Source organism: Bradyrhizobium sp. CER78 (genome assembly GCF_029846235.1).
GTDB lineage: Bacteria > Pseudomonadota > Alphaproteobacteria > Rhizobiales > Xanthobacteraceae > Bradyrhizobium.
The window spans coordinates 484,912-504,010 of sequence record NZ_JARVWP010000005.1 but is presented as its reverse complement, the minus strand read 5'-3'; the positions used below and the strand labels follow the sequence as shown (position 1 = coordinate 504,010).

The 19,099-nt window shown below is 65.6% G+C and carries 24 protein-coding genes; 9 read left to right on the top strand and 15 right to left on the bottom strand.

All coding sequences use genetic code 11. The features are described 5' to 3' along the window. The first annotated feature begins 101 nt into the window (after nucleotides 1-101). From QDT69_RS14025 to QDT69_RS14015, 3 genes are all read left to right on the top strand, one after another. Nucleotides 102-1,088, top strand: a complete 987-nt coding sequence (locus QDT69_RS14025; RefSeq protein WP_279707097.1) for an oxidoreductase — start codon at nucleotides 102-104, stop codon at nucleotides 1,086-1,088. A gap of 186 nt (nucleotides 1,089-1,274) precedes the next feature. Then, on the top strand, nucleotides 1,275-1,853 hold the full coding sequence (locus QDT69_RS14020) for a hypothetical protein (protein WP_279707096.1): 579 nt from the start codon (nucleotides 1,275-1,277) through the stop codon (nucleotides 1,851-1,853). Nucleotides 1,854-2,117: 264 nt separating this feature from the next. Next, the gene (locus tag QDT69_RS14015) at nucleotides 2,118-2,351 is read left to right on the top strand and encodes a hypothetical protein (RefSeq protein WP_024579958.1); all 234 of its coding nucleotides are present in this window, start codon (nucleotides 2,118-2,120) and stop codon (nucleotides 2,349-2,351) included. Nucleotides 2,352-2,378: 27 nt separating this feature from the next. Here QDT69_RS14015 and QDT69_RS14010 read toward each other — a convergent pair whose 3' ends face one another. The 5 genes from QDT69_RS14010 to QDT69_RS13990 all read right to left on the bottom strand — a co-directional run bounded on the left by QDT69_RS14010 (nucleotide 2,379) and on the right by QDT69_RS13990 (nucleotide 7,935). Next, nucleotides 2,379-5,081 (bottom strand): DUF2339 domain-containing protein, encoded by a 2,703-nt coding sequence (locus QDT69_RS14010; protein ID WP_279707095.1) that lies wholly within the window; start codon nucleotides 5,079-5,081, stop codon nucleotides 2,379-2,381. A 110-nt stretch (nucleotides 5,082-5,191) separates the two neighbouring features. Further along, nucleotides 5,192-5,698 carry a protein-tyrosine phosphatase family protein gene (locus QDT69_RS14005; RefSeq protein WP_050424345.1) on the bottom strand — a complete coding sequence of 169 codons (507 nt, stop codon included), beginning with the start codon at nucleotides 5,696-5,698 and terminating at the stop codon, nucleotides 5,192-5,194. Nucleotides 5,699-5,822: 124 nt separating this feature from the next. Then, nucleotides 5,823-6,434, bottom strand: a complete 612-nt coding sequence (locus QDT69_RS14000) for an HD family hydrolase (protein WP_279707094.1) — start codon at nucleotides 6,432-6,434, stop codon at nucleotides 5,823-5,825. After that, entirely contained in the window at nucleotides 6,431-7,057 is a 627-nt protein-coding gene (locus QDT69_RS13995; protein ID WP_279707093.1) for a DNA-3-methyladenine glycosylase I, read from the bottom strand. The genes QDT69_RS14000 and QDT69_RS13995 overlap by 4 nt, the downstream gene beginning before the upstream one ends. Then, complete coding sequence (locus tag QDT69_RS13990) at nucleotides 7,054-7,935, bottom strand: folate-binding protein YgfZ (RefSeq protein WP_279707092.1); 882 nt, start codon at nucleotides 7,933-7,935, stop codon at nucleotides 7,054-7,056. The genes QDT69_RS13995 and QDT69_RS13990 overlap by 4 nt, the downstream gene beginning before the upstream one ends. A 129-nt stretch (nucleotides 7,936-8,064) precedes the next feature. Between QDT69_RS13990 and QDT69_RS13985 the strand changes: the two genes are divergently transcribed. Next, nucleotides 8,065-9,399, top strand: a complete 1,335-nt coding sequence (locus tag QDT69_RS13985; protein ID WP_279707091.1) for a dihydroorotase — start codon at nucleotides 8,065-8,067, stop codon at nucleotides 9,397-9,399. Between the two features lie 12 nt (nucleotides 9,400-9,411). Here QDT69_RS13985 and QDT69_RS13980 read toward each other — a convergent pair whose 3' ends face one another. From QDT69_RS13980 to QDT69_RS13960, 5 genes are all read right to left on the bottom strand, one after another. Beyond that, nucleotides 9,412-9,678 carry a hypothetical protein gene (locus tag QDT69_RS13980; RefSeq protein WP_050424350.1) on the bottom strand — a complete coding sequence of 89 codons (267 nt, stop codon included), beginning with the start codon at nucleotides 9,676-9,678 and terminating at the stop codon, nucleotides 9,412-9,414. A gap of 104 nt (nucleotides 9,679-9,782) precedes the next feature. Further along, nucleotides 9,783-10,490, bottom strand: coding sequence for an HAD family hydrolase (locus tag QDT69_RS13975; RefSeq protein ID WP_279707090.1), 708 nt, complete (start codon nucleotides 10,488-10,490; stop codon nucleotides 9,783-9,785). Then, nucleotides 10,480-10,857 carry a TIGR02301 family protein gene (locus QDT69_RS13970; RefSeq protein WP_176529752.1) on the bottom strand — a complete coding sequence of 126 codons (378 nt, stop codon included), beginning with the start codon at nucleotides 10,855-10,857 and terminating at the stop codon, nucleotides 10,480-10,482. Before QDT69_RS13970 ends, QDT69_RS13975 begins: the two co-directional genes overlap by 11 nt. Nucleotides 10,858-10,945: 88 nt before the next feature. After that, nucleotides 10,946-11,365: an NUDIX hydrolase gene (locus tag QDT69_RS13965; protein ID WP_279707089.1), complete on the bottom strand. Its 420-nt coding sequence runs from the start codon at nucleotides 11,363-11,365 to the stop codon at nucleotides 10,946-10,948. Nucleotides 11,366-11,410: 45 nt separating this feature from the next. Next, a complete protein-coding gene (locus QDT69_RS13960; protein WP_279707088.1) occupies nucleotides 11,411-11,911 on the bottom strand; it encodes a hypothetical protein in 501 nt (166 codons plus the stop codon). A 62-nt stretch (nucleotides 11,912-11,973) separates the two neighbouring features. Here QDT69_RS13960 and QDT69_RS13955 point away from each other — a divergent pair, with 62 nt between their 5' ends. Further along, nucleotides 11,974-12,735 carry an SOS response-associated peptidase gene (locus QDT69_RS13955; protein WP_279707087.1) on the top strand — a complete coding sequence of 254 codons (762 nt, stop codon included), beginning with the start codon at nucleotides 11,974-11,976 and terminating at the stop codon, nucleotides 12,733-12,735. A gap of 75 nt (nucleotides 12,736-12,810) precedes the next feature. Here QDT69_RS13955 and QDT69_RS13950 read toward each other — a convergent pair whose 3' ends face one another. The 3 genes from QDT69_RS13950 to QDT69_RS13940 are packed head-to-tail and all read right to left on the bottom strand — an operon-like array spanning nucleotide 12,811 to nucleotide 14,108. Then, complete coding sequence (locus QDT69_RS13950; RefSeq protein WP_279707086.1) at nucleotides 12,811-13,197, bottom strand: RidA family protein; 387 nt, start codon at nucleotides 13,195-13,197, stop codon at nucleotides 12,811-12,813. A gap of 3 nt (nucleotides 13,198-13,200) precedes the next feature. After that, nucleotides 13,201-13,680, bottom strand: coding sequence for a DUF6691 family protein (locus QDT69_RS13945; RefSeq protein WP_279707085.1), 480 nt, complete (start codon nucleotides 13,678-13,680; stop codon nucleotides 13,201-13,203). A 2-nt stretch (nucleotides 13,681-13,682) separates the two neighbouring features. Beyond that, on the bottom strand, nucleotides 13,683-14,108 hold the full coding sequence (locus QDT69_RS13940) for a YeeE/YedE thiosulfate transporter family protein (protein ID WP_279707084.1): 426 nt from the start codon (nucleotides 14,106-14,108) through the stop codon (nucleotides 13,683-13,685). Between the two features lie 214 nt (nucleotides 14,109-14,322). On the opposite strand from QDT69_RS13940, the gene QDT69_RS13935 reads away from it, so the two are divergent. Continuing rightward, complete coding sequence (locus QDT69_RS13935) at nucleotides 14,323-14,757, top strand: hypothetical protein (protein WP_050403182.1); 435 nt, start codon at nucleotides 14,323-14,325, stop codon at nucleotides 14,755-14,757. 284 nt (nucleotides 14,758-15,041) lie between these two features. On the opposite strand, the gene QDT69_RS13930 is transcribed toward QDT69_RS13935, so the two are convergent. Then, complete coding sequence (locus QDT69_RS13930) at nucleotides 15,042-15,566, bottom strand: mismatch-specific DNA-glycosylase (protein ID WP_279707083.1); 525 nt, start codon at nucleotides 15,564-15,566, stop codon at nucleotides 15,042-15,044. Between the two features lie 48 nt (nucleotides 15,567-15,614). Here QDT69_RS13930 and QDT69_RS13925 point away from each other — a divergent pair, with 48 nt between their 5' ends. Further along, nucleotides 15,615-16,160, top strand: a complete 546-nt coding sequence (locus tag QDT69_RS13925) for a phosphohydrolase (RefSeq protein ID WP_279707082.1) — start codon at nucleotides 15,615-15,617, stop codon at nucleotides 16,158-16,160. Between the two features lie 235 nt (nucleotides 16,161-16,395). Here QDT69_RS13925 and QDT69_RS13920 read toward each other — a convergent pair whose 3' ends face one another. After that, nucleotides 16,396-16,791: a hypothetical protein gene (locus QDT69_RS13920; RefSeq protein WP_279707081.1), complete on the bottom strand. Its 396-nt coding sequence runs from the start codon at nucleotides 16,789-16,791 to the stop codon at nucleotides 16,396-16,398. Between the two features lie 157 nt (nucleotides 16,792-16,948). Between QDT69_RS13920 and QDT69_RS13915 the strand changes: the two genes are divergently transcribed. Together QDT69_RS13915 and QDT69_RS13910 are read left to right on the top strand one after the other, a co-directional pair. After that, a complete protein-coding gene (locus QDT69_RS13915) occupies nucleotides 16,949-18,667 on the top strand; it encodes an NAD(P)/FAD-dependent oxidoreductase (protein ID WP_279707080.1) in 1,719 nt (572 codons plus the stop codon). Next, nucleotides 18,664-19,089, top strand: coding sequence for a VOC family protein (locus tag QDT69_RS13910; RefSeq protein ID WP_279707079.1), 426 nt, complete (start codon nucleotides 18,664-18,666; stop codon nucleotides 19,087-19,089). The genes QDT69_RS13915 and QDT69_RS13910 overlap by 4 nt, the downstream gene beginning before the upstream one ends. The last annotated feature ends 10 nt before the right edge of the window (nucleotides 19,090-19,099 follow it).

The window sequence follows — 19,099 nt, the reverse complement described above, 5'->3', positions numbered from 1 at the left end:
GCTCTTTCAAGTGAGCATGATCTGTCCGGAAAACCGGTTTCCACTTTTCCGGATCATGCTCTAAACACTCCCCGAAACCAAGATTACGGGGAGTGCTCATCGTGGCGACGTTCAAGGCAATCAGGATCGACAAGGCGGACAAGGGTACCACCGCCGCACTGACCCAATTCGACGACGCGGAATTGATGGACGGCGACGTCACCGTCCGCGTCGAATGGTCGACGTTGAACTACAAGGACGGCCTGGCGCTGACCGGCAAGGCGCCGGTGGTGCGTCGCTTCCCGATGATCGCCGGTATCGATTTCGCCGGCACGGTCGAGCAATCCAGCCATCCCGACTGGAAGGCGGGCGACAAGGTCGTCTGCAACGGCTGGGGCATGGGCGAGACCCATCTCGGTGCCTATGCCGAAAAGGCCCGCGTCAAGGGCGACTGGCTGGTCCGGCTGCCTGACGGCATCTCGGCCCGCGACGCGATGGCGGTCGGCACGGCCGGCTATACCGCGATGCTGTCGGTGCTGGCGCTGGAGAAGCACGGTCTGACCCCGAAGAGCGGCCCGATCGTGGTGACGGGCGCGGCCGGCGGCGTCGGCTCCGTCGCGATCGCCGTGCTGTCGAAGCTCGGCTACCACGTCATCGCCTCGACCGGCCGGATGTCGGAGGCCGACTATCTCAAGGGGCTCGGCGCCACCGAGGTGATCGACCGCGCCGAGTTGTCGGGTGCGCCGAAGGCGCTCGCGAAGGAGCGCTGGGCCGGCGGTGTCGACAGCGTCGGATCGACCACGCTCGCCAATCTGCTTTCGATGACTAGATACGGCGGCGCCATCGCGGCCTGCGGCCTGGCGGCCGGCATGGACCTGCCGTCGTCGGTCGCGCCTTTCATTTTGCGGGGTGTGTGCCTTCTCGGCATCGATTCCGTGATGTGCCCGATCGAGCTCCGCAGGACCGCCTGGCAGCGCCTTGCCCGCGATCTGGACAAGGCAAAACTGGCTGATATCACTCATGAAATCGCCTTGGACGAGGTCATGTCCTATGGCGCGAAGATCCTCGGTGGCCAGGTCCGCGGGCGGATCGTGGTAAAAATAGTCTGAGGACGTTCAGACTTTACCAACGAAGCTGCTCCAATGTTGCCACTGTTGGTATGGTAAGCAGCGGGTAAAGAGGCTTGCAGCATGATCCCGGGGGGCCGGGTGTCCTCGCGCAGACGCCGAGAAGCGTCGGTAGCGGGATCATGCTCAACAAGGAGCGGGTGCCCGCGCTCGTAAGTGGAGTAGCTCATGCTTGCGCGTTTGGTGTTGGGGGCCGTCACGGCCGGAGCGATGGTCGTGCCGGCATTCGCAGGCAGCATGAATGCCGATGAGGCCCGCAGATTTGTCGCCGGCAAGGTATTCGCGTTCACCTGTTTCGATGGCACCCGTGGCGCCGGCCGCATCCTCGACGATCTCGGCGCGGCAGGCTCGATCCAGTTCTCCGGCTCCGGCCCGATCCGCCACGTGCGCCTGCCCGGTAATACGCTGCAAATCCGCGGTCAGAGCGTTTGCGCGTCCCTGAAGGGCATTCCGTTCGAACCTTGCTTCAATCTCGACAAGCAGGACGACCGCTCGTTCCGCGGCTCGGTCTCCGGCATGGGCTTCGCCTATTGCGATTTCCATCACCAGGGCGGCCAGCAGATGCTGATGGCGCGCGCGGCGGCGCGTCCGCGCACGCTGCACCCGCGCACCCGGTCCGCCGATGCGACGCCGACCGAAGTGTCGCGCGTTGAGACGCCGCAGGTCGGAAGCGCGAAGCTCGAGCCTGCCAAGGCCGAGCCGGCAAAGGTCGAGAGCGCACCGGAATTGCGCCGCTCCACCGACTAGAGCCCGTTCGTTCCGATTGAATCGGAACGAGGCTCCAGATTCTTGTTTTGACGCGTTTTCTTCACGTGAACCGGTATCCATCCCGCATCGAGTGCGGGACAGGCTTCGCTCGAAAACGCTCTAACTTTCTCATCTGCGCGCTAGCGGGAATACGCTCCGAGCCGTAGTCATACGGATGGCGGTCGCCACGCGTTGATAGCTACTCAATACCTAGCGTTCATCGCCGAGAGGCGAGATGGTGGGGACACCGATTTGAGTAGTCATATGGCGCAGTATTTTTTCCGCATCAGCGATGGCGATTACGCTGGTGCATCCGATCACGCGACCGAGTTCGAGAGCCGCGACGTGGCCTGGGCCGAGATGACCAAGGTCTGCGGTAATTTCCTCGGCAGCATTTCGCGCAACATGAAGCAGAACAGTGAGTGGCACATGGAGCTGCTCGACGAGGGCAGAAAGCCGGTGTTTCGGATTCGCCTGGTTGCTGAATCCGTCGACTGAGGCTCTCGCCGTTCAGGACCATCAGCTTCAAGCCTCGGTCTGCGGCACAGGCGGAGCCGCGCGCCTGCGGAACAGGATCCGCTGGTACAGCCAGCCGATCGCGACCAGCACGATGCCGAGGCACATGAACGACAGCGCCCGGTAGACCCCGGTAAGCGTCGACATGTCGACCAGGAACGCCTTCAGGATCGTCAGCCCGATCACCGCGGCGGAGGCGAGCCGCGCGCGCTCCGAGTTGACCACGATGCCGATGCCGAGCAGCGCGACGCCGAACATCAGCCACGCGATCGAATAGGTATATTGCTCCGCGCCCGTGGTCTCTCCGTGCGTCAGCACCGGTCCATGGTAGAGCCTGCGGATTTCGAAGGTGACATAAGCGAGTGCTAGCACCAGCGCGCCGGCCGCAATCGTGTTGGCGTAGGAAGCGGGACGATGACCCGCTACCGCGTAGGACAGCAGCAGCGCCAGCACGGCCGGCAATGCATAGCCGAGCAACAGCAGATTGATGAAGCTGCCGCCGACGTCCTGCCACCACAGCATCGGGTTCTCCAGCCCCAGCAGTCCGAACAGGCTGGCAAGCCCGGCGAACGCGGTCAGCAGCACCGCGCCGACATTGTGGACGATGCTGCCGCTGCGCAGGCGCAGCCGCTCCAGCCCGATCGCCATCGCAAGCGCCACGCCGACCTGCAAGGCGACCTCGGTCAGTCCGGCGCTGGCGTAATAGACATCGCCGCCATTGACCGAGTGGCGGATCTCCATGAAGGCCAGCAGCACTGTGAACAGGATTGCCGCGGATTCGACCATGCGCAGCGGCACGTCGTCGCCGTTGCGGCGCAGGAAATGGCTTCCGGTCCAGAATGACAGCGCCGGAACGCCATAGCCCCACAGCAGCCAGTTGAAGATCGGCGTGGTGCCGACGACATCGCCCGCGATCCGCGGCTCATATCCGATGCGCAGCACCACAATGCCGGCGAAGATCGCGGCAAGCCAGCGCAGGAACGGGATCGGCCGCTGCACCGACAGCCATGCAGTGCCCATCGACACCAGCGCCAGCGCGATGGTGAGCCAGCCCTTGTCGAGCGCGAAGGTCAGCGCCAGCGCCAGCGCGGCGAGAGCGCCGGTGGCCGAGAGCGCGATCGAGGGCGACAGCTCGGGCCGCTCGCCGCGCCGGGTCAGTGCTTCGGTCGCGGCGGCGTAGGCTGCGGCCAGCAGCATGGCGAGAACCGCGAACGGGATCGAACGATCGAGATGCGCAATGCGCGCGTAGAGCGCGACCAGCAGCGCGACCGGTGTGAACACGGCAGCCGCGGCCCAGCTCACCGTGACCTTCGTGGTGGCAAAACGGAATTGCGCGAGGAAGCCCGAGATGCCGAACGCAGCCGCGAACAGTGCAGCCGTGACGAGATGCAGCGACACCGATCCGTCGGTCGCGGACGGCCCGATCCCGGGGATCGCACCGCCCGGCAGCACCAGCATGTCGACGTTGCGGCGGACGGCCCATTCGCCGAACACGATGAAGACGAAGACCGAGGCGGCGGCGATCACGCCGGTCGCGGCAGGTGCGCGCCAGGCCACGGCAAGGCTCGCGGCCGTCAGCAGTGCGAAGCCGATCATCGCGGTGTCGGCGTGGGCGCTGTTGAGCACGATCAGCATCGCGCCGAACAGATAGGCGGCGAGCGAACCGGACGAGATCGGCTCGATCTCCTCGCCATCGCCGTCGGGGCCGAACATGAAGCCGCAGACCACCAGCAGCGCCGCCAGCACGAAGCCCGCGATGACGTGGAAGACGTGCGGCGCGATCATCTCGGGCCCGCATTGCAGGCAGGGGAAGGTCCATAGCAGCGCGAATGCGATTGTCGTGACCGCGAGCCAGCGCCAGAGCCGGATGCGCGCGAGGCCGAACGCCGCCGCCGTGACGATTGCGAGATAAATGTAGAGTGACCAGAAGTCCGGCTTGTCCGAGGACACCAGGATCGGCGTGACGAAGGCGCTGACGATGCCGAGCCCGGCCAGCGCAGGCCCGTGCAGCAGCGCGGCCGCGAGCGTGCCGAGCGCGACCATGCCGAGCAGGATGAAGGCGGTTGCCGGCGCGAGGAAGTCGTACAGCGCATAGGCGGCGTAGACGGTGGCGAACGCCACCGCGGTACCGGCGGCAGTGAGGATCGCCGGAATGTTGGCGATCGGCAGTGCCGCGATGTTGGAGATGCTCTCCTTGCGCCGCGTCCATTCGCCGGCGCCGAGCAGCGCCAGCGCAAACAATCCGCCGAGCATCGTGCGCACGCCGGGCCCGAGCAGTCCGGCCTCGATCGAATAGCGCACCATGAAGAAGCCGCCGAGCGCGAGCGTCAGGCCGCCGATCCACACCACCCAGCGCGTGCCGAGCGTCTCCTCGAAGCCCGGCGCCGGCTGCGGCGGGGCGGGCGGTTCGGGCAGCGGCGGTGGGGCGGCGGCTGGCGCGTCTGTGGCTGGCGCTGCATGCGTATCCGGCTCGCTTGCGATCGCTTCGGGGAGCGGTGGCGGCGCGATGGGAGGCGCCGTCGGAAGCGTCTGTTTGAACTCCTGCGGGGCCAGCGGAGACGGCATGGCTGCGCGCGCGGCGGCCGTGCCCGCCGCTTCGATCGCATCCAGCCGGCGCTGCAGCACCGCGATCTGGCCCAGCGCCTTGCGCGAGAAAATGATCGCGACAATGGCGATGACGAGCGTGAGGAAATCGAACGGCGAATCGAACATTGGGCCTCCGGCGGGACGCGCCGGACCATCGGCTGGCCGGCCGTCCGTCGCAACCTAGTAGTGCAGTCGAGGGGACTGGAAGTTCAAGCGATCCGGGCGCGCAGGCCTTGCTATTCCAGATCGATGTGGAAGGGTCGGCCTTCGACGCTCATGCTGCCGGGGCCCATCGCATCGAGTGCGCGCAGCATCCGGCCCTCGCGCCCCAGCGCCTTGTCGGCGAGGCTGACGATCAGCCGGTTGGGCGCCGCGATCGGCGAGGCCTCGCGGATCAGCCGGGCGATGGACATTTCGTCGCGGTGCGGATTGAGCGCGCAGACGGTGGCGAATGCGCTCGCGGTCGAGCGGCTGATGCCGGCGTAGCAATGCACCACCATCGGTGCACGGCGATCCCAGCCGCGCACGAAGCTCAGCACCCGCTCGATATGCGTCTCGTTGGGCGCAACGAAGCCGTCCATCTGTTCGACGATGTCGTCCATCGACACTTTCAGATGATTGGCCGGAAGCACGGAGGGCGGCCGCTGCACCTGGTCGACATTGGCCATCACGGTCAGCACATGGCTGGCGCCGGTGGCACGAACCGTGTCGGAGAGCGCGGCGAGCGAGCAGACGTGAAGCATGATGGTCCTTGGGTATTGGGTGTGCCCGATTATAACGGCTGCTGCCGGGTGGGCAAAGGCGGCGGAGCCGTGCCCATTTGTTCGTTTTGCGGCGCAACCGGCGGCACGGCTCGCGATGCCGCGCCTACGACGCGTGCAATGCCCCGAAGCGTTCGAGGAACTGCTTCTCGGCCCGCGCTGCGGTCCATGGCGTCAGATAGTCGCGCTCGGTCGCTTCGGGCAATTCCGGATCGCGGCCGAACAGCCGCTTGGCTTCGGCTTGCGAGAATCCCGCCAGATGCGTCGCCTCGAGATAGGCGGCGCCGCGATCGGCGGCCTTGATCTGCTGGGTGATCTCATCCGCCAGCACGGCAGGCAGGCCGAAGCGGATATGGATCGCGGACAGCAGCCGCTTTTCCACGATCTTGTATTCGCCCGCCAGCACCGCCTTGAACGGCGAGATCATGTCGCCGATGACATATTCCGGTGCGTCATGCAGCAGCGCGGCGAGACGATGGCTGATGTCGACCCGCGGCGTCTGCTGGCGCATCACGGCTTCGACCAGCAGCGTGTGCTGCGCCACCGAGAAGATGTGCGCGCCCGAGGTCTGACCATTCCAGCGCGCAACGCGCGCCAGCCCATGCGCGATGTCGACGATCTCGATATCGAGCGGCGACGGGTCGAGCAGGTCGAGCCGGCGTCCCGACAACATCCGCTGCCAGGCGCGGGTTGTCTCGGTCGATCTGCGCGCCGTCATTTCTTCTTGAGCCGCAGCGTGCGGAGCTTGCCGCTGCAAGACTCGTGGCAGAAGCAGGTGACGAGGTGATCGTTGACCATGCCGGTCGCCTGCATGAAGGCGTAGACGATGGTGGGGCCGACGAATTTGAAGCCGCGCGCGCCGAGCTCCTTGGAGACCTTGATCGAGACCGGCGTCGAGGCCGGCACGCTCGCGGTGGTCTTGAACTGATTGACCTTCGGCTTGCCGTCGACGAAGTCCCACAGGAATTTCGAGAAGCCGGGACCTTTCTCCATGATCTCCAGATAGCCCTTCGCGCTCGCCACCGCGCCTTCGATCTTGGCACGGTTGCGGACGATACCGGCGTCGTTCATCAGCGCATGCACCTTCTTGTCGGTGTAGCGCGCGATCTTCTCGGGCTGGAAATCGTCGAAGGCTTTGCGGAAATTGTCGCGCTTGCGCAGGATCGTGATCCAGGACAATCCGGCCTGGAAGCCGTCGAGGATCAGCTTTTCATAGAGCGCGCGATCGTCATATTCCGGCACGCCCCATTCATTGTCGTGATAGGCGACATAGAACGCATCCTCGCCCGGCCAGGGGCAACGCGTCTTGCCGTCGGGATGCAGTTGCGCGGTACGGCTCATGCGACGGTCTGCTTTGGTGGGATGCGGACAGCGTCCGGTTCGGCTAGATGCAGCGACAGCCCGCCCGCGGTCAGCGCCAGGCCGGCATCGAGCGCGTCGGCGACGCGGTCGATGCGCACCAGCGCGAGGCCTTTCTCGCCGGCGGTCGAGCCGATGGTGCCGACCTGCTTGTCGCCTGCGAGGATGGTTGCGCCGGCTTCGGGCGAGGGACCGTCGAGAATGATCTTCACGGTGCGGGTGCGCGCCGTGCCGCGGTGCTGCATGCGCGACACCACCTCCTGGCCGACATAGCAGCCCTTGTCGAAATCGACGCCGTTGAGGCGGTCCATGTTGGTCTCGTGCGGGAAGGCGTCGCCATACATGAAGTCGAGCCCGCCGCGCGGCACGCCGGTCGCGATCCGATGCGCCTCATAGGCGCTGGAGTCGACGACATCGGCGCCGATCACATCGGCGAGTTTCTGCGTCAAATCTTCCGGGATCAGGATGCGCCAGCCGAGCGCTGGGTTGCGTGGATCGGCGAAAGCGAGATCGGGCGTCGCCGCCGGCTCGCCATCCCAGGCCGCCAGCACGCCGAGGCTGTCGGAGAGGTTTTCCACCACGACCTTGGCGCGCAGCTTGTAGAAGCCGAGCTTGTCGGCAAGCCCCTTGGCGAGCGCGCGCGGCGCGTCGATCAGGAAGCCGCCGCCATGACCTGCGGGCACCTCGGTGATCAGGAAATCGACGATGATCTTGCCCTGCGGCGTCAAGAGCGCGCCGAACCGGGCCTGGCCCGGGGCCAGCTGCTCGACATCGGTCGTGATGAGGCCGTTGAGGAAGTTGCGGGCGTCCTCGCCAGAGACTTTGACCACGCCCCGATCTGGAAGAAACGCTGCTTTCATTCGCAAAATTGGCTCTTTTTCCAAGTTCCTTGGGAAACGCGGTCCTCGCGGATATCCCCTGCCAAGCTAAGGCGCTAGAGTGCGCCGAACAAGGCCCGCGCGACAGCCGAAAGCGGGCGCCGAGGACCGATGAATCAGCATTTTGACACCATTCTAAAATCCGGCACCGTGGTCAATCAGGACGGCGAGGGCGTGCGCGATATCGGCATCACGAATGGCCGCATCGCCGCGATCGGATCGCTCGGTCAGGCCTCGGCCGGCGAGGTGATCGACTGCAAGGGCCTGCACATCCTGCCCGGTGTGATGGACACCCAGGTGCATTTCCGCGAGCCGGGGTTGACGCAGAAGGAAGATCTCGAGACCGGCTCGCGCAGCGCCGTGATGGGCGGCGTCACCGCTGTGTTCGAGATGCCGAACACCAACCCGCTGACCGTCACCGAGGAAGCATTCACCGACAAGATCAAGCGCGGCCACCATCGCATGCATTGCGATTTCGCGTTCTTCATCGGCGGCACCCGCGAGAACGTGCAGGACCTGCCGGAGCTCGAGCGCGCGCCGGGCTGTGCCGGCGTCAAGGTGTTCATCGGCTCCTCCACCGGCGCGCTGCTGGTCGAGGACGACGAGAGCCTGCGGCGGATTTTTAAGGTGATCCGGCGCCGCGCCGCGTTCCACGCCGAGGACGAATACCGCCTCAACGAGCGCAAGCCGCTGCGGATCGAGGGCGATCCGCGCTCGCATCCGGTGTGGCGCGACGAGACCGCCGCCCTGATGGCGACCGAGCGGCTGGTCAATCTCGCGCGCGAGACCGGCAAGCGCATCCACGTTCTGCACATCTCGACCAAGGAAGAGATCCTCTATCTGCGCGACCACAAGGATGTCGCGTCCTGCGAGGCGACGCCGCATCACCTGACGATGGCCGCGCCCGAATGCTATGAGCGGCTCGGCACGCTGGCGCAGATGAACCCGCCGGTGCGCTCGGCCGATCACCGCGCCGGCATCTGGTACGGCATCGATCAGGGCATCATCGACGTGCTCGGCTCGGACCACGCGCCGCATACGCTGGAGGAGAAGGCGAAGACCTATCCGGCTTCGCCCTCGGGTATGACCGGCGTGCAGACGCTGGTGCCGTTGATGCTCGATCACGTCAACGCCGGGCGGCTGTCGCTGGCGCGGTTCGTCGATCTCACCAGCGCAGGCCCCGCGCGGCTGTTCAACATGGCCTGCAAGGGCCGTATTGCGGCGGGCTATGATGCCGACTTCACCGTCGTCGATCTGAAGCGCAGCGAGACCATCACCAACGAATGGATCGCCTCGCGCGCGGCCTGGACGCCGTACGATGGCGTGCGGGTGCAGGGCTGGCCGGTCGGCACCTTCGTGCGTGGCAGGCGGGTGATGTGGCAGGGCGAGGTTACCACGCCGTCGACCGGCGAACCGGTCCGGTTCCTCGAGACGCTGAAGGCGTAAGGATCGCGGCGGTTACTGCCGCGCCAATGCCAGCGAGAACTCGCCGTTGCGCACGCGCGCGGCGAGGCCCTCGGCGAACTTCGCCACCGCGTCCTCGCCATAGGTGTTCACGAGTTCGGCGAGCGCCGCGAACAGGCTCGCCTGCGCGAGGCAGTCGCCGTCGACGCCATCGTGACGAGCTTCCGCCCACGCCTCGTTCAGATAGCTCAGCGCGGCCTGCTTCTGCTCGTGATCGGGACGCGGATCGTCTTGGTGATGGAAGGACGCTGGATGGCGCATGAAACTCTGCAAAATGGATGCGCGCGGTTCGAGGAGCGAACCACTGCGACCCGCGAGATGTATCACGCATGCGGGTACCGCCTAGCCCACTTCTTTCGAAAAGGTTAACGGCCGCCACGGCATTTAAACGGGTATTCCGGATATCGTGGCCCCGATCGGCCGAATGAGCTGTGGATATGGTCCAGCACCGCGCGCGGCGAGGCGCAGAGATGGCTGGCGCCGGCCTCGGTCAGCTCCTGCGCCGTGCCGTAACCATACGTGACGCCGACGGCGCGGATGCCGTTGCGATTCGCCCCGATCACGTCATGGCTGCGGTCGCCGATCATCACGGCCTTGGCCGGATCGGCCCCGGTCTGCTCGAGCGCATAGGCCAGCAGGTCGACCTTGTTGACCCGGGTTCCGTCGAGCTCGGAGCCGAACACGTGGTCGAAATACCCGTTGAGGCGGAAATGCGCGACGATCCGGGTCGCGAATACGTGCGGCTTCGAGGTCGCCACGAAGATCCGGCCAGGCCGTCCGCGCAGCTCGGCCAGCACCTCAGCGATATCGGGATAGACGCTGTTCTCGAACAGACCGACGTCGCCGAACCGCTCGCGGTAGAGCTCGACGGCGTGGTCGGCGAGCTCCTCGCCGCCGAGCAGCATCGCAAAGCTCGCCCTGAGCGGCGGCCCGATGCACCAGGTCAGCTCGTCCTGCGAGGGAACCGGACGGCCGAGCTTTGCCAGCGCATACTGGATCGAGCCGGTGATGCCGGGCTTCGGGTCGGTCAGGGTGCCGTCGAGATCGAAGAAGATCGCCCGTTCAGTTGGCATAGCGGGCCGTCAGGTCGCGGGAGATCTTCGAGCCTTCCTCGATGTAGCGGCGGATCGCCACCGTGGCTGCCGGCGTGCAGGTCCGGTAGGTCTGCTGGAAGCCGTTGTAGCCACGGTTGAAGCCGGCAACCATGCGGGCGCGGCGGTCGCCGGAGGGGGTCTCGGCGTCGATCAGCGCCTGCATCTCGTTGCGCCATTTGGCGCCCTCGTTGGAGCCGCAGATGCCGCGCAGGTAGTGGAGGGCGCCGAGGATCTCGGCCAGCCGCTGCAAATCGCCGTCGAACGGCGCAGCCGCGTCCTGCGCCCGGGCGGGCGTCGCAAGGCATGCCGACATCAGGATCACAACGGCGAGAAAGGCTCTGATCATCAGGGGTTCCGGAATGGCCGTGGTATGCCCCCTCAATGCGCCCGAGGCAAGGCGCAAGGCACCTGCAATATCGCCCCTTAAACAGGCCTCAAACCAGCCGCCGGGCGGCCGCAATGACCTCGTGGAGGCCGCCGGTGACCTTGAGGTCGCCGATCTCCTCCGGCGCCAGCCATTTGAAATCGTCGTGCTCGTCGTTCAGCACGGGCTCGCGGGAGGCCCAGCGCGCCGCGAACGTCATGATCAGGTAATGGCCGGTGCCGGGACCGGTCGGCAGCACCTCGCGCCAGCCGGCGAGGCCCAGGATCTCGACCCGAAGGCCGGTCTCCTCGTCGATCTCCCGGTGCAGGGCGGTGTGCAGCGTCTCGCCGAACTCGACCCGGCCGCCGGGCAGCGAATAGAAGCCCTTGCCGGGCGAGCGGGCGCGGCGGACCAGCAGCACACGGCCGTCGCGGAAGATCACGCCTGATACGGCGAGCTGCGGGCGGATCGGAGGTTCGGGTGAGGTCAAGGCAGTCAGGGCACCGGTTTCAAGACCATCATCCTGCCCGATAAATCAGGCGCTTGCCATGATGCTGTCGACATCGGCCTCGGCGGCGCCGTTGATGATACCGGCGGTCTGCATCACCAGCGGCTTGACCCAGACGATGGCCTGCTCGGCGAGCGCGACTCGGCTCTTGTCCTGCCGCAATTGCCGCATCGCCGCGCCGACCTCGGTCAGGATCCTGGTCATGCTGTCGGTCAGCTGGTCGAATTCGGCCCGGATCCCGGCATCCGCGGTCTCATAGGACTCGATCGCCAGATCACGCGCCTTGAAATTGGACGCGGTGAAATGCTCGGCATAGGACAGCGGCTGCCATTCCAGGAAATCGTCGGCGCATTCCGGCAGGTCCGGGACCATCTCCAGCAACATGATGGCTTCGTTGAAGTGATTGAGGTAGTCGGTCGCAAGCCCGGTGCGGGGATTGATGTTGGCGGCGCGCAACAAAGCCGCCCGCGCCTCGTCGGGGTACGTCGGTCGCGGGGAAGAGCCCGCTATGGCGGCCGTTGAGGTCATTGGTCGCAGTCTTTAACGGTCCAAGTTAAGGCTGAATAAACGGATACCACTCTGGACGGGATATGTGCGGACGCTTTGTCATTACCTCGCCGCCGGCGGCTTTGCGCGAAATGTTCGGCTACATCGAGCAGCCGAATTTTCCGCCGCAGTATAATGTTGCGCCGACCCAGCCGATCCCGGTGGTGCTGCTGCAGAATGGCGGCCGGCATTTTCAATTGATGCGCTGGGGCCTGATCCCGTCCTGGGTCAAGGACCCCCGCACGTTCTCGCTGCTGATCAACGCGCGCTCCGAGACGGTGCGGGAAAAGCCCGCCTTCAAGAACGCGATCAAGCGGCGCCGCGCGCTGATCCCGGCCGACGGCTATTACGAATGGCAGGATGCCGGCGGCCGCAAGCGGCCGTTCTTCATCCATCGCCGCGACGGCCACCCGCTCGCCTTCGCCGCGCTCGCCGAGACCTGGATGGGGCCGAACGGCGAAGAGCAGGACACGGTCGCTATCGTCACCGCGCCGGCGAGCCCCGATCTTGCGCAACTGCATCACCGCGTGCCCGTCACGATCCGGCCCGAGCAGTTCGCGCGCTGGCTCGACTGCCTGCCCAACGATGTCGACGACGTGATGCCGATGCTGAAAGGGCCCGATGCCGGCGAGTTCGCCTGGCACCAGGTGACGATGCGCGTCAATGCCGTCGCCAATGACGATGCGCAATTGCTGCTGCCGATGACCGCGGAAGAGATCGCGGCGGAGGATGCGCCGGCGGCGAAGAAGGTAGCACCGCGCAAGGTGACGCCGCGCGAGGATGACGGGCAGGGGTCGTTGTTCTAGCGGCCGGCTGAAGCCGCGTAATGCGCGGTGAGATATCGGCCTATGTTTCTCCACATCGTCGTTCTCGCCTCTCTGTCACCCCTTCACTGACGCCACGCCCTCGATCTCGATCAGCATCTTCGGATTGGGCAGCGCCACCACGACGCAGGTGGTGCGTGCGGGATAGGGCGCGGGGCCGAACGCGCCGGCATAGAGCGCGTTCATCGCGGCGACGTCGCTGGCGCGCGTCAGCAGCACGTTGACCTTGACGAGATCGCGCATCGTCGCGCCCGCCTCATTCAGCACGCGCTTGATATTGGTCACGACATTGGCGAACTGCGCCTCGAAACCGTCGGGTAATTCGCGGTTGGCGTCGAAGCCGGGAATGCCCGAGATGAACAAGAGATCGCCGACGCGGGCGCCGAACGAGAGCGGCGGCGCCTGGATGCCGGGCGGAGGTGGGAAGTGCTTGATCGCTGTCATGTGTCACCCGTCTGCGCGAGATGGAAGGGAAGCGGTTTCGGCGGCGCCCGGCGCCATTGTGCGCGGGCGCCAGAGATTCTTGCCGAACAGGTTCTGGCCGATCATGCCCGCCAGCATCGCGACGACGAACACCACGATCGGCAACGAAAGGCCGGCGAGATTGACCAGCGCGGGGCCGGGGCAGATGCCGGCGAGGCCCCAGCCGATGCCGAACAGGATGGCGCCACCGACCAGCGGCGCATCGATGTCGTTGCGGTCGGGCCACAGGAAGCGTGCCGAGAAGGTGGGCGCAGCGCGGCGCTGCGCGATCGCAAAGCCTGACGCCGCGACCGCGACGGCGCCCGCCATCACGAAGGCGAGCGTCGCGTCCCAGGCGCCGAACAGATCGAGGAAGCCGAGCACCTTCTGCGGATCGGTCATGCCGGAGATCAAAAGGCCCGCGCCGAAGATCAGGCCGCAGATGAAGCTTGCGAGAACGGGCATCGCTAGCCTCCGATCACGTGTCTTGCGATCGCAACCGTCGCGATCGCCGCCGTCATGAAGATGAACGTCGCCACGATCGAGCGGCCGGACAGCCGGGCGAAGCCGCAGACGCCGTGGCCCGACGTGCAGCCATTGCCCATGCGGGTGCCGAACCCGACCAGAAGGCCCGCGATCGCGATCACGACGAGGCTTCCGTTCATCGCCGGCCGCGGCAGCGGGGCACCGAACAGCGCTGCAATCAAGGGCGCCGCGATCAGCCCCAAGATGAACGCGATGCGCCAAGAGCGGTCGGCGGTATCGGGCTGGAGCAGGCCGCCGACGATGCCGGTGACCCCTGCGATTCGTCCGGTCAGCAGCATCAGCAGCGCCGCGGCGAGGCCGATCAGCGCGCCGCCGGCGAAGCCGGAAATTGGGGTGAAATCGTGCATCTGTGCAGATCCCTGTTGCGCAAACTCCTCAGCGATCCGGCAAAGCGGTCCGCGCGCATGCGCCAACGTCGCGCGGCTGCACGGCCGATGATAGACTTCGCGGGATCAGGAACAAGCGCAATCCCGCATGTTTCGCAGGCGTTTCAACGATGCCTGCCCGTCGGCTGGATTGCCGCGATTCGCGTCTCGCCCTCACTTCGTCCGGAGAACCCCCATGAGACTGTCATCCGCCGCCCGCGCCGTGCTGTTCGCACTGGCGCTGCTCACCGGATCGTCCGCCGCCCTGGCTGACGAGGGCGCGGTGACGCTCGTGATCTTCAAGGGCGGCTGGATCTTCGGCGGCTCGGCCGGCAAGGGCGTGCTGACCTTCCATGGCCAGACCTACGGCCTCACCGCCGGCGGGCTGGACTACGGCCTCGTGTTCGGCGGCTCCCAGACCACGTTGCAGGGCCGGGTGCGCAATATCCGCCGCGCCCAGGACATCGCCGGCGTCTACGCAGCGGCGGGCATGGGCGTTGCGCTCGGCGCCGGCGTGCGCGGCATCCTATTGACCAACCAGAACGGCGCGGTGCTCGAACTGAGCGGCAAGCAGATCGGGCTGATGGCCAATGTCGACCTCAGCGGGCTCGCGATCACGTTGAAGGAGTAGGTGGGGGTTCTCTTCACCCCCCGCCTGAGGCAAGGCCATCGCATATAGCCTCCGCAGGGCGCACTGCCAAAATCTCGAAAACAACCCCATGCAAAGTAGCCGGCGGCGTGCCGACGTTCGACACGGCAACTTGACATGTCGGGCAAATCAGCGGCATAATTCTATTATTCGGAAATTTTTCAGGTGTGCCATCTCCGCGCGCGATGGGACGTGGCCGTAGCCATATGCGATTGCCTTGCGCTTGCGGGGAAGGAACGGCAACGCGATGAATAGGCACGGTTGCCCTACGTTTTCGTGATCCAATCGGCCAGCTCACGCCACGGCTGCAGACTCCAATGCCTGGAAGCCGCGCCTGATGGCGACGGCAGCACGAATACGTCAGGGCAACCGCTCGTTGATGGCTGTCGCCCCAGCGCAAGCGCGCTGGTCGGCCTGCTGTAGAACAGGCTCGCCGCTTTCTTGCTGGTGAAGGCGATTGTCTTCGGCTGGAACGTCTCGATCTTTGCCTTGAAGCCGATCACATCGAACGAGCCCTGCGCGATCTCATGATCCATCCCGACGCCGGTCTTGGAGAGATCAGTGAAGCCGATGCCGAGTGCGAGCAGCGCTGCGAACTGGTCGGGCCGATAGCGCTGCGGCGTGATGCCGGTCTCGTGCAAGGCACGCCAGAAGCGGTTGCCGGGATGCGCATAGTAGTGCCCGACGGCTGCCGAGCGCGTGCTCGCGGCGGTGCCGACAAAGACAAGGCGCAGATTGGCGCGGAGCTGGTCGGGGAGGCGGTGAAGGTTGGTGTCGCGCAAGTCGCTCATCCGGTCTCCTGCCTACCATTTCCGCCGCTGTCGTTCTATCATTCGGCGATGAACCGCGACGAATTGGTCGCCGCCTACACGGCGGCGGGCCGCCACTATCACAACCTCGCGCATATCGAGGACTGCCTCGCGGCGCTCGCGCGCGTCGACGGCCTCTCGGCGGCCGAGCGCGAGATCCTCTCGGAGGCGATCTGGTGGCACGATGTCGTCTACGATCCGACCCGGCCCGACAATGAAGAGCTCAGCGCGCAGCTCGCCGAACGGCATGTCCGCGCCGAGATCAGCCGTGAGGTCGGCCGCCTGATCCGGTTGACGAAGACGCACGATGTGCAGGCCGGCGATCGCCTCGGTGCGATCCTGATCTCGATCGACCTCTGCATCCTCGGCGCCGAGCCCGCGCGCTACGATGCCTATGCGGCTGCGATCCGGCAGGAGTTCATCCATGTCGGCGATGCCGACTACCGCGCCGGCCGTGCCAAGGTGCTTCGCCACTTCGCCGAGCGCCCGGTGATCTTCCCCGATCCCGGTTTCGCCGCGACCTACGACCGCCGCGCCCGCGCCAACCTCGCGCGTGAATTGGCGTCGCTGGGCTGAGCTCGCGCGGCTGCGCGAGACTGGCCCAAGGCGTGATGAGATGAGGTCGGATAGCGATCGCGACGGCGCTGCGCTCCCTCGCCCCGTTCTTACGGGGAGAGGGTTGGGGTGAGGGGCTGTCTCCGCGTATCCGGTGATAGCTGCGCTTGCGGAGGCTCCCCCTCACCCAGATCGCATCTCCGATGCGATCTGACCTCTCCCCGCACGCGGGGCGAGGTGAAGCAGGCCTCTTATTCTACCGCACCGGCTCCTTAACCTCTTCCTCGGCTGCCACCGCTTGTGTCGGTCCCGTCGAACGCACCATCAAGAACGTTCCCGAAAACCGTGAGCCTCGGATGCTCCAGCGGCCGTCGATCTCGGTCGCGTCGGCGTTGACCGCGCCTTCATAGTGGACGGTGTCATAGCCATAGCCCGGCGGCTCGTAGCGTTTGACGAAGGTGACCGCGCTGCCGGAGCGGTGACCGGCAAGCGAGGCATTGTGGGTGCTGAGCGGGCAGCCCGGCATCACGCAAGGTTCGGTCACGCTGCCGCCCAGCGCGCCGCCGGCGTCGATCAGCGTCGCCAGGAACGTGACCATGCCGCTCGGCTGCATATAGCTGCCGTCCCAGACGCCGGTGAGATTGTCGGTCATGGTGGTCGTCCAGATTTCCGCGCGTTGAAATGCAGTGATCGATGTGGTGCAGGCAGCGCCTCAACGCAAGTCGCGCGCGCCGCGCCCCGGTTGCCTGATCAGGCAAAAGGGTCTGTAATCCAGCCCAACAGATCAAGAAGAATTTTGGGAGCTGACAATGACGGGAGAGGCGAAAACCCATTACGAGGTGATCGTGGTCGGCGCCGGCGTCGCCGGCATCTACCAGATCAAGCGGCTCGCCGATCTCGGCATCGACGCCACCGTGCTCGAAGCGGCGCCCGATCTCGGCGGCACCTGGTACTGGAACCGCTATCCCGGCTGCCGCTTCGACTCGGAGAGCTACACCTACGGCTTCTCGTTCTCGCGCGAGCTGCTCGACGAGTGGCACTGGAAGGAGCGCTTTTCCGGCCAGCCGGAGAATCTGCGCTACCTCAATTACGTCGCCGACAAGTTCGACCTGCGCCGGCACATGCAGTTCAATTGCAAGGTCGAGGCCATGCAGTTCGACGAGGCGCGCGATCTCTGGCAGCTTGGGATCAGTGACGGCCGCACGCTGACCTGCCGCTTTGTGGTGCTGGGGATCGGGCTGCTCTCGGCGCCGACCATGCCGCGGGTGCCCGGGATCGACGACTTCAAGGGACTTTCTTTCCACACCTACTATTGGCCGCACGAGCCGGTCGATCTCGCCGGCAAAAAGGTCGCGGTGATCGGCACCGGCGCCACCGGCATCCAATTGATCGGCGAGATTGCCGACAAGGTCGGCGAGCTCACGGTGTTCCAGCGCCGGCCGAACTGGAGCGCGCCGCTCAACAACAGCGAGATATCGGACGCTGAAATGGCCGACATCCGCGCGCGCTATGACGAGATTTTCGCCGCCTGCGCGCTGACGCCGGGCAGCTTTGTCCATGGCCCCGACAAGCGCGGCTTCTACGAGGTGAGCCGCGAGGAGCGGCTCAAGACCTGGGACAAGCTCTACGACGAGCCCGGCTTCGGCATCTGGCTCGCGAATTTCCGCGAGATTTTCATGGATGAAGCCGCCAACGCGGAGCTGTCCGAATATATCGCCGGCCGCATTCGCCAGCGCGTCAACGATCCGAAGGTCGCCGAAAAGCTGATCCCCAGGGATCACGGCTTCGGCGTGCAGCGCCTGCCGCTGGAGACCCGGTATTTCGAGGCCTACAACCGTGACAACGTCCATCTCGTCGATCTCAGCGAGACGCCGCTGGTGCGGATCACCGAGACCGGCCTGCGCACCACGGCGCGCGACTATGACTTCGACATCATCGTCTACGCCACCGGCTTCGACGCCATCACCGGCGCCTATGATCTGATCGACATCCGGGGCATCGGCGGCGAGAAGCTCGCCGACAAATGGAAGCGGGCGCCGTCGACCTTCCTCGGCATGCTCGTGCACGGCTTCCCCAACCTGTTGATGCCGACCGGCCCGCAAAGCGCGTCCGCATCCACGAACTTCCCGCGCGGCATCGAGAACGGCGTCAACTGGTGCACCAACCTCCTGCAATACATGTGGGACCGCGGTCTGACCCGCGCCGACGCCACGCTCGAAGCGCAAGAGCGTTGGACCGCGCATGTCGTCAAGATGTACGAGATCATGCTGATGCGCAAAGCCAAGGGCTGGTTTACCGGCTACAACTCCAACGTCCCCGGCCACGAAGAGGGGACGGTGCGCTACTTCGTTTACAACGGCGGCACGCCGAAGTTCTTGGGGATCATCAACGGCGTGGCGGAGGAGGGGTATCGGGAGATTGAGTTTGGGGCGGTGGCGCGAAGCGGTGTGCATGCGGCAGCCGCTGACTTGTCGAATTCGCTAACGCAAAATACAAGCATGCCGTCCATCAGGAAGGCGGCCCAATGATCGATCACGTTTACATTTCCGTCAATAACATCGAGAAGTCACTGGCCTTCTACGCCGAAGCCCTGAAGCAGCTCGGCTGGAAGGTCTTTGGCAATTACGACTCCCGTTCTGGCCCGGAGGATGTCCCTGATCTCTACGGCATTGTTGACGACGCCTACGGCAGCGGCAAGGCGGTCGGGTCAAGCATCTGGCTACGTCAACGCAAGCCTGGCGAGACCGGCCTGTACCTCGGGATCGTCTGCGCCAGCAATGAGCTCGTCGACGCCGCCTACGCAGCTGCAATCAAGGCCGGCGGCACCGACGAGGGGAAACCGGCAGATCGCACCTACTTCGCCCCCGGCTACTACGCCGCGAACGTCGCCGACTTCGACGGCAACCGTCTTGAGTTCGTGCACAAGGCGTGGCACGCGAAGCGGACATAGCAGCAAGCCC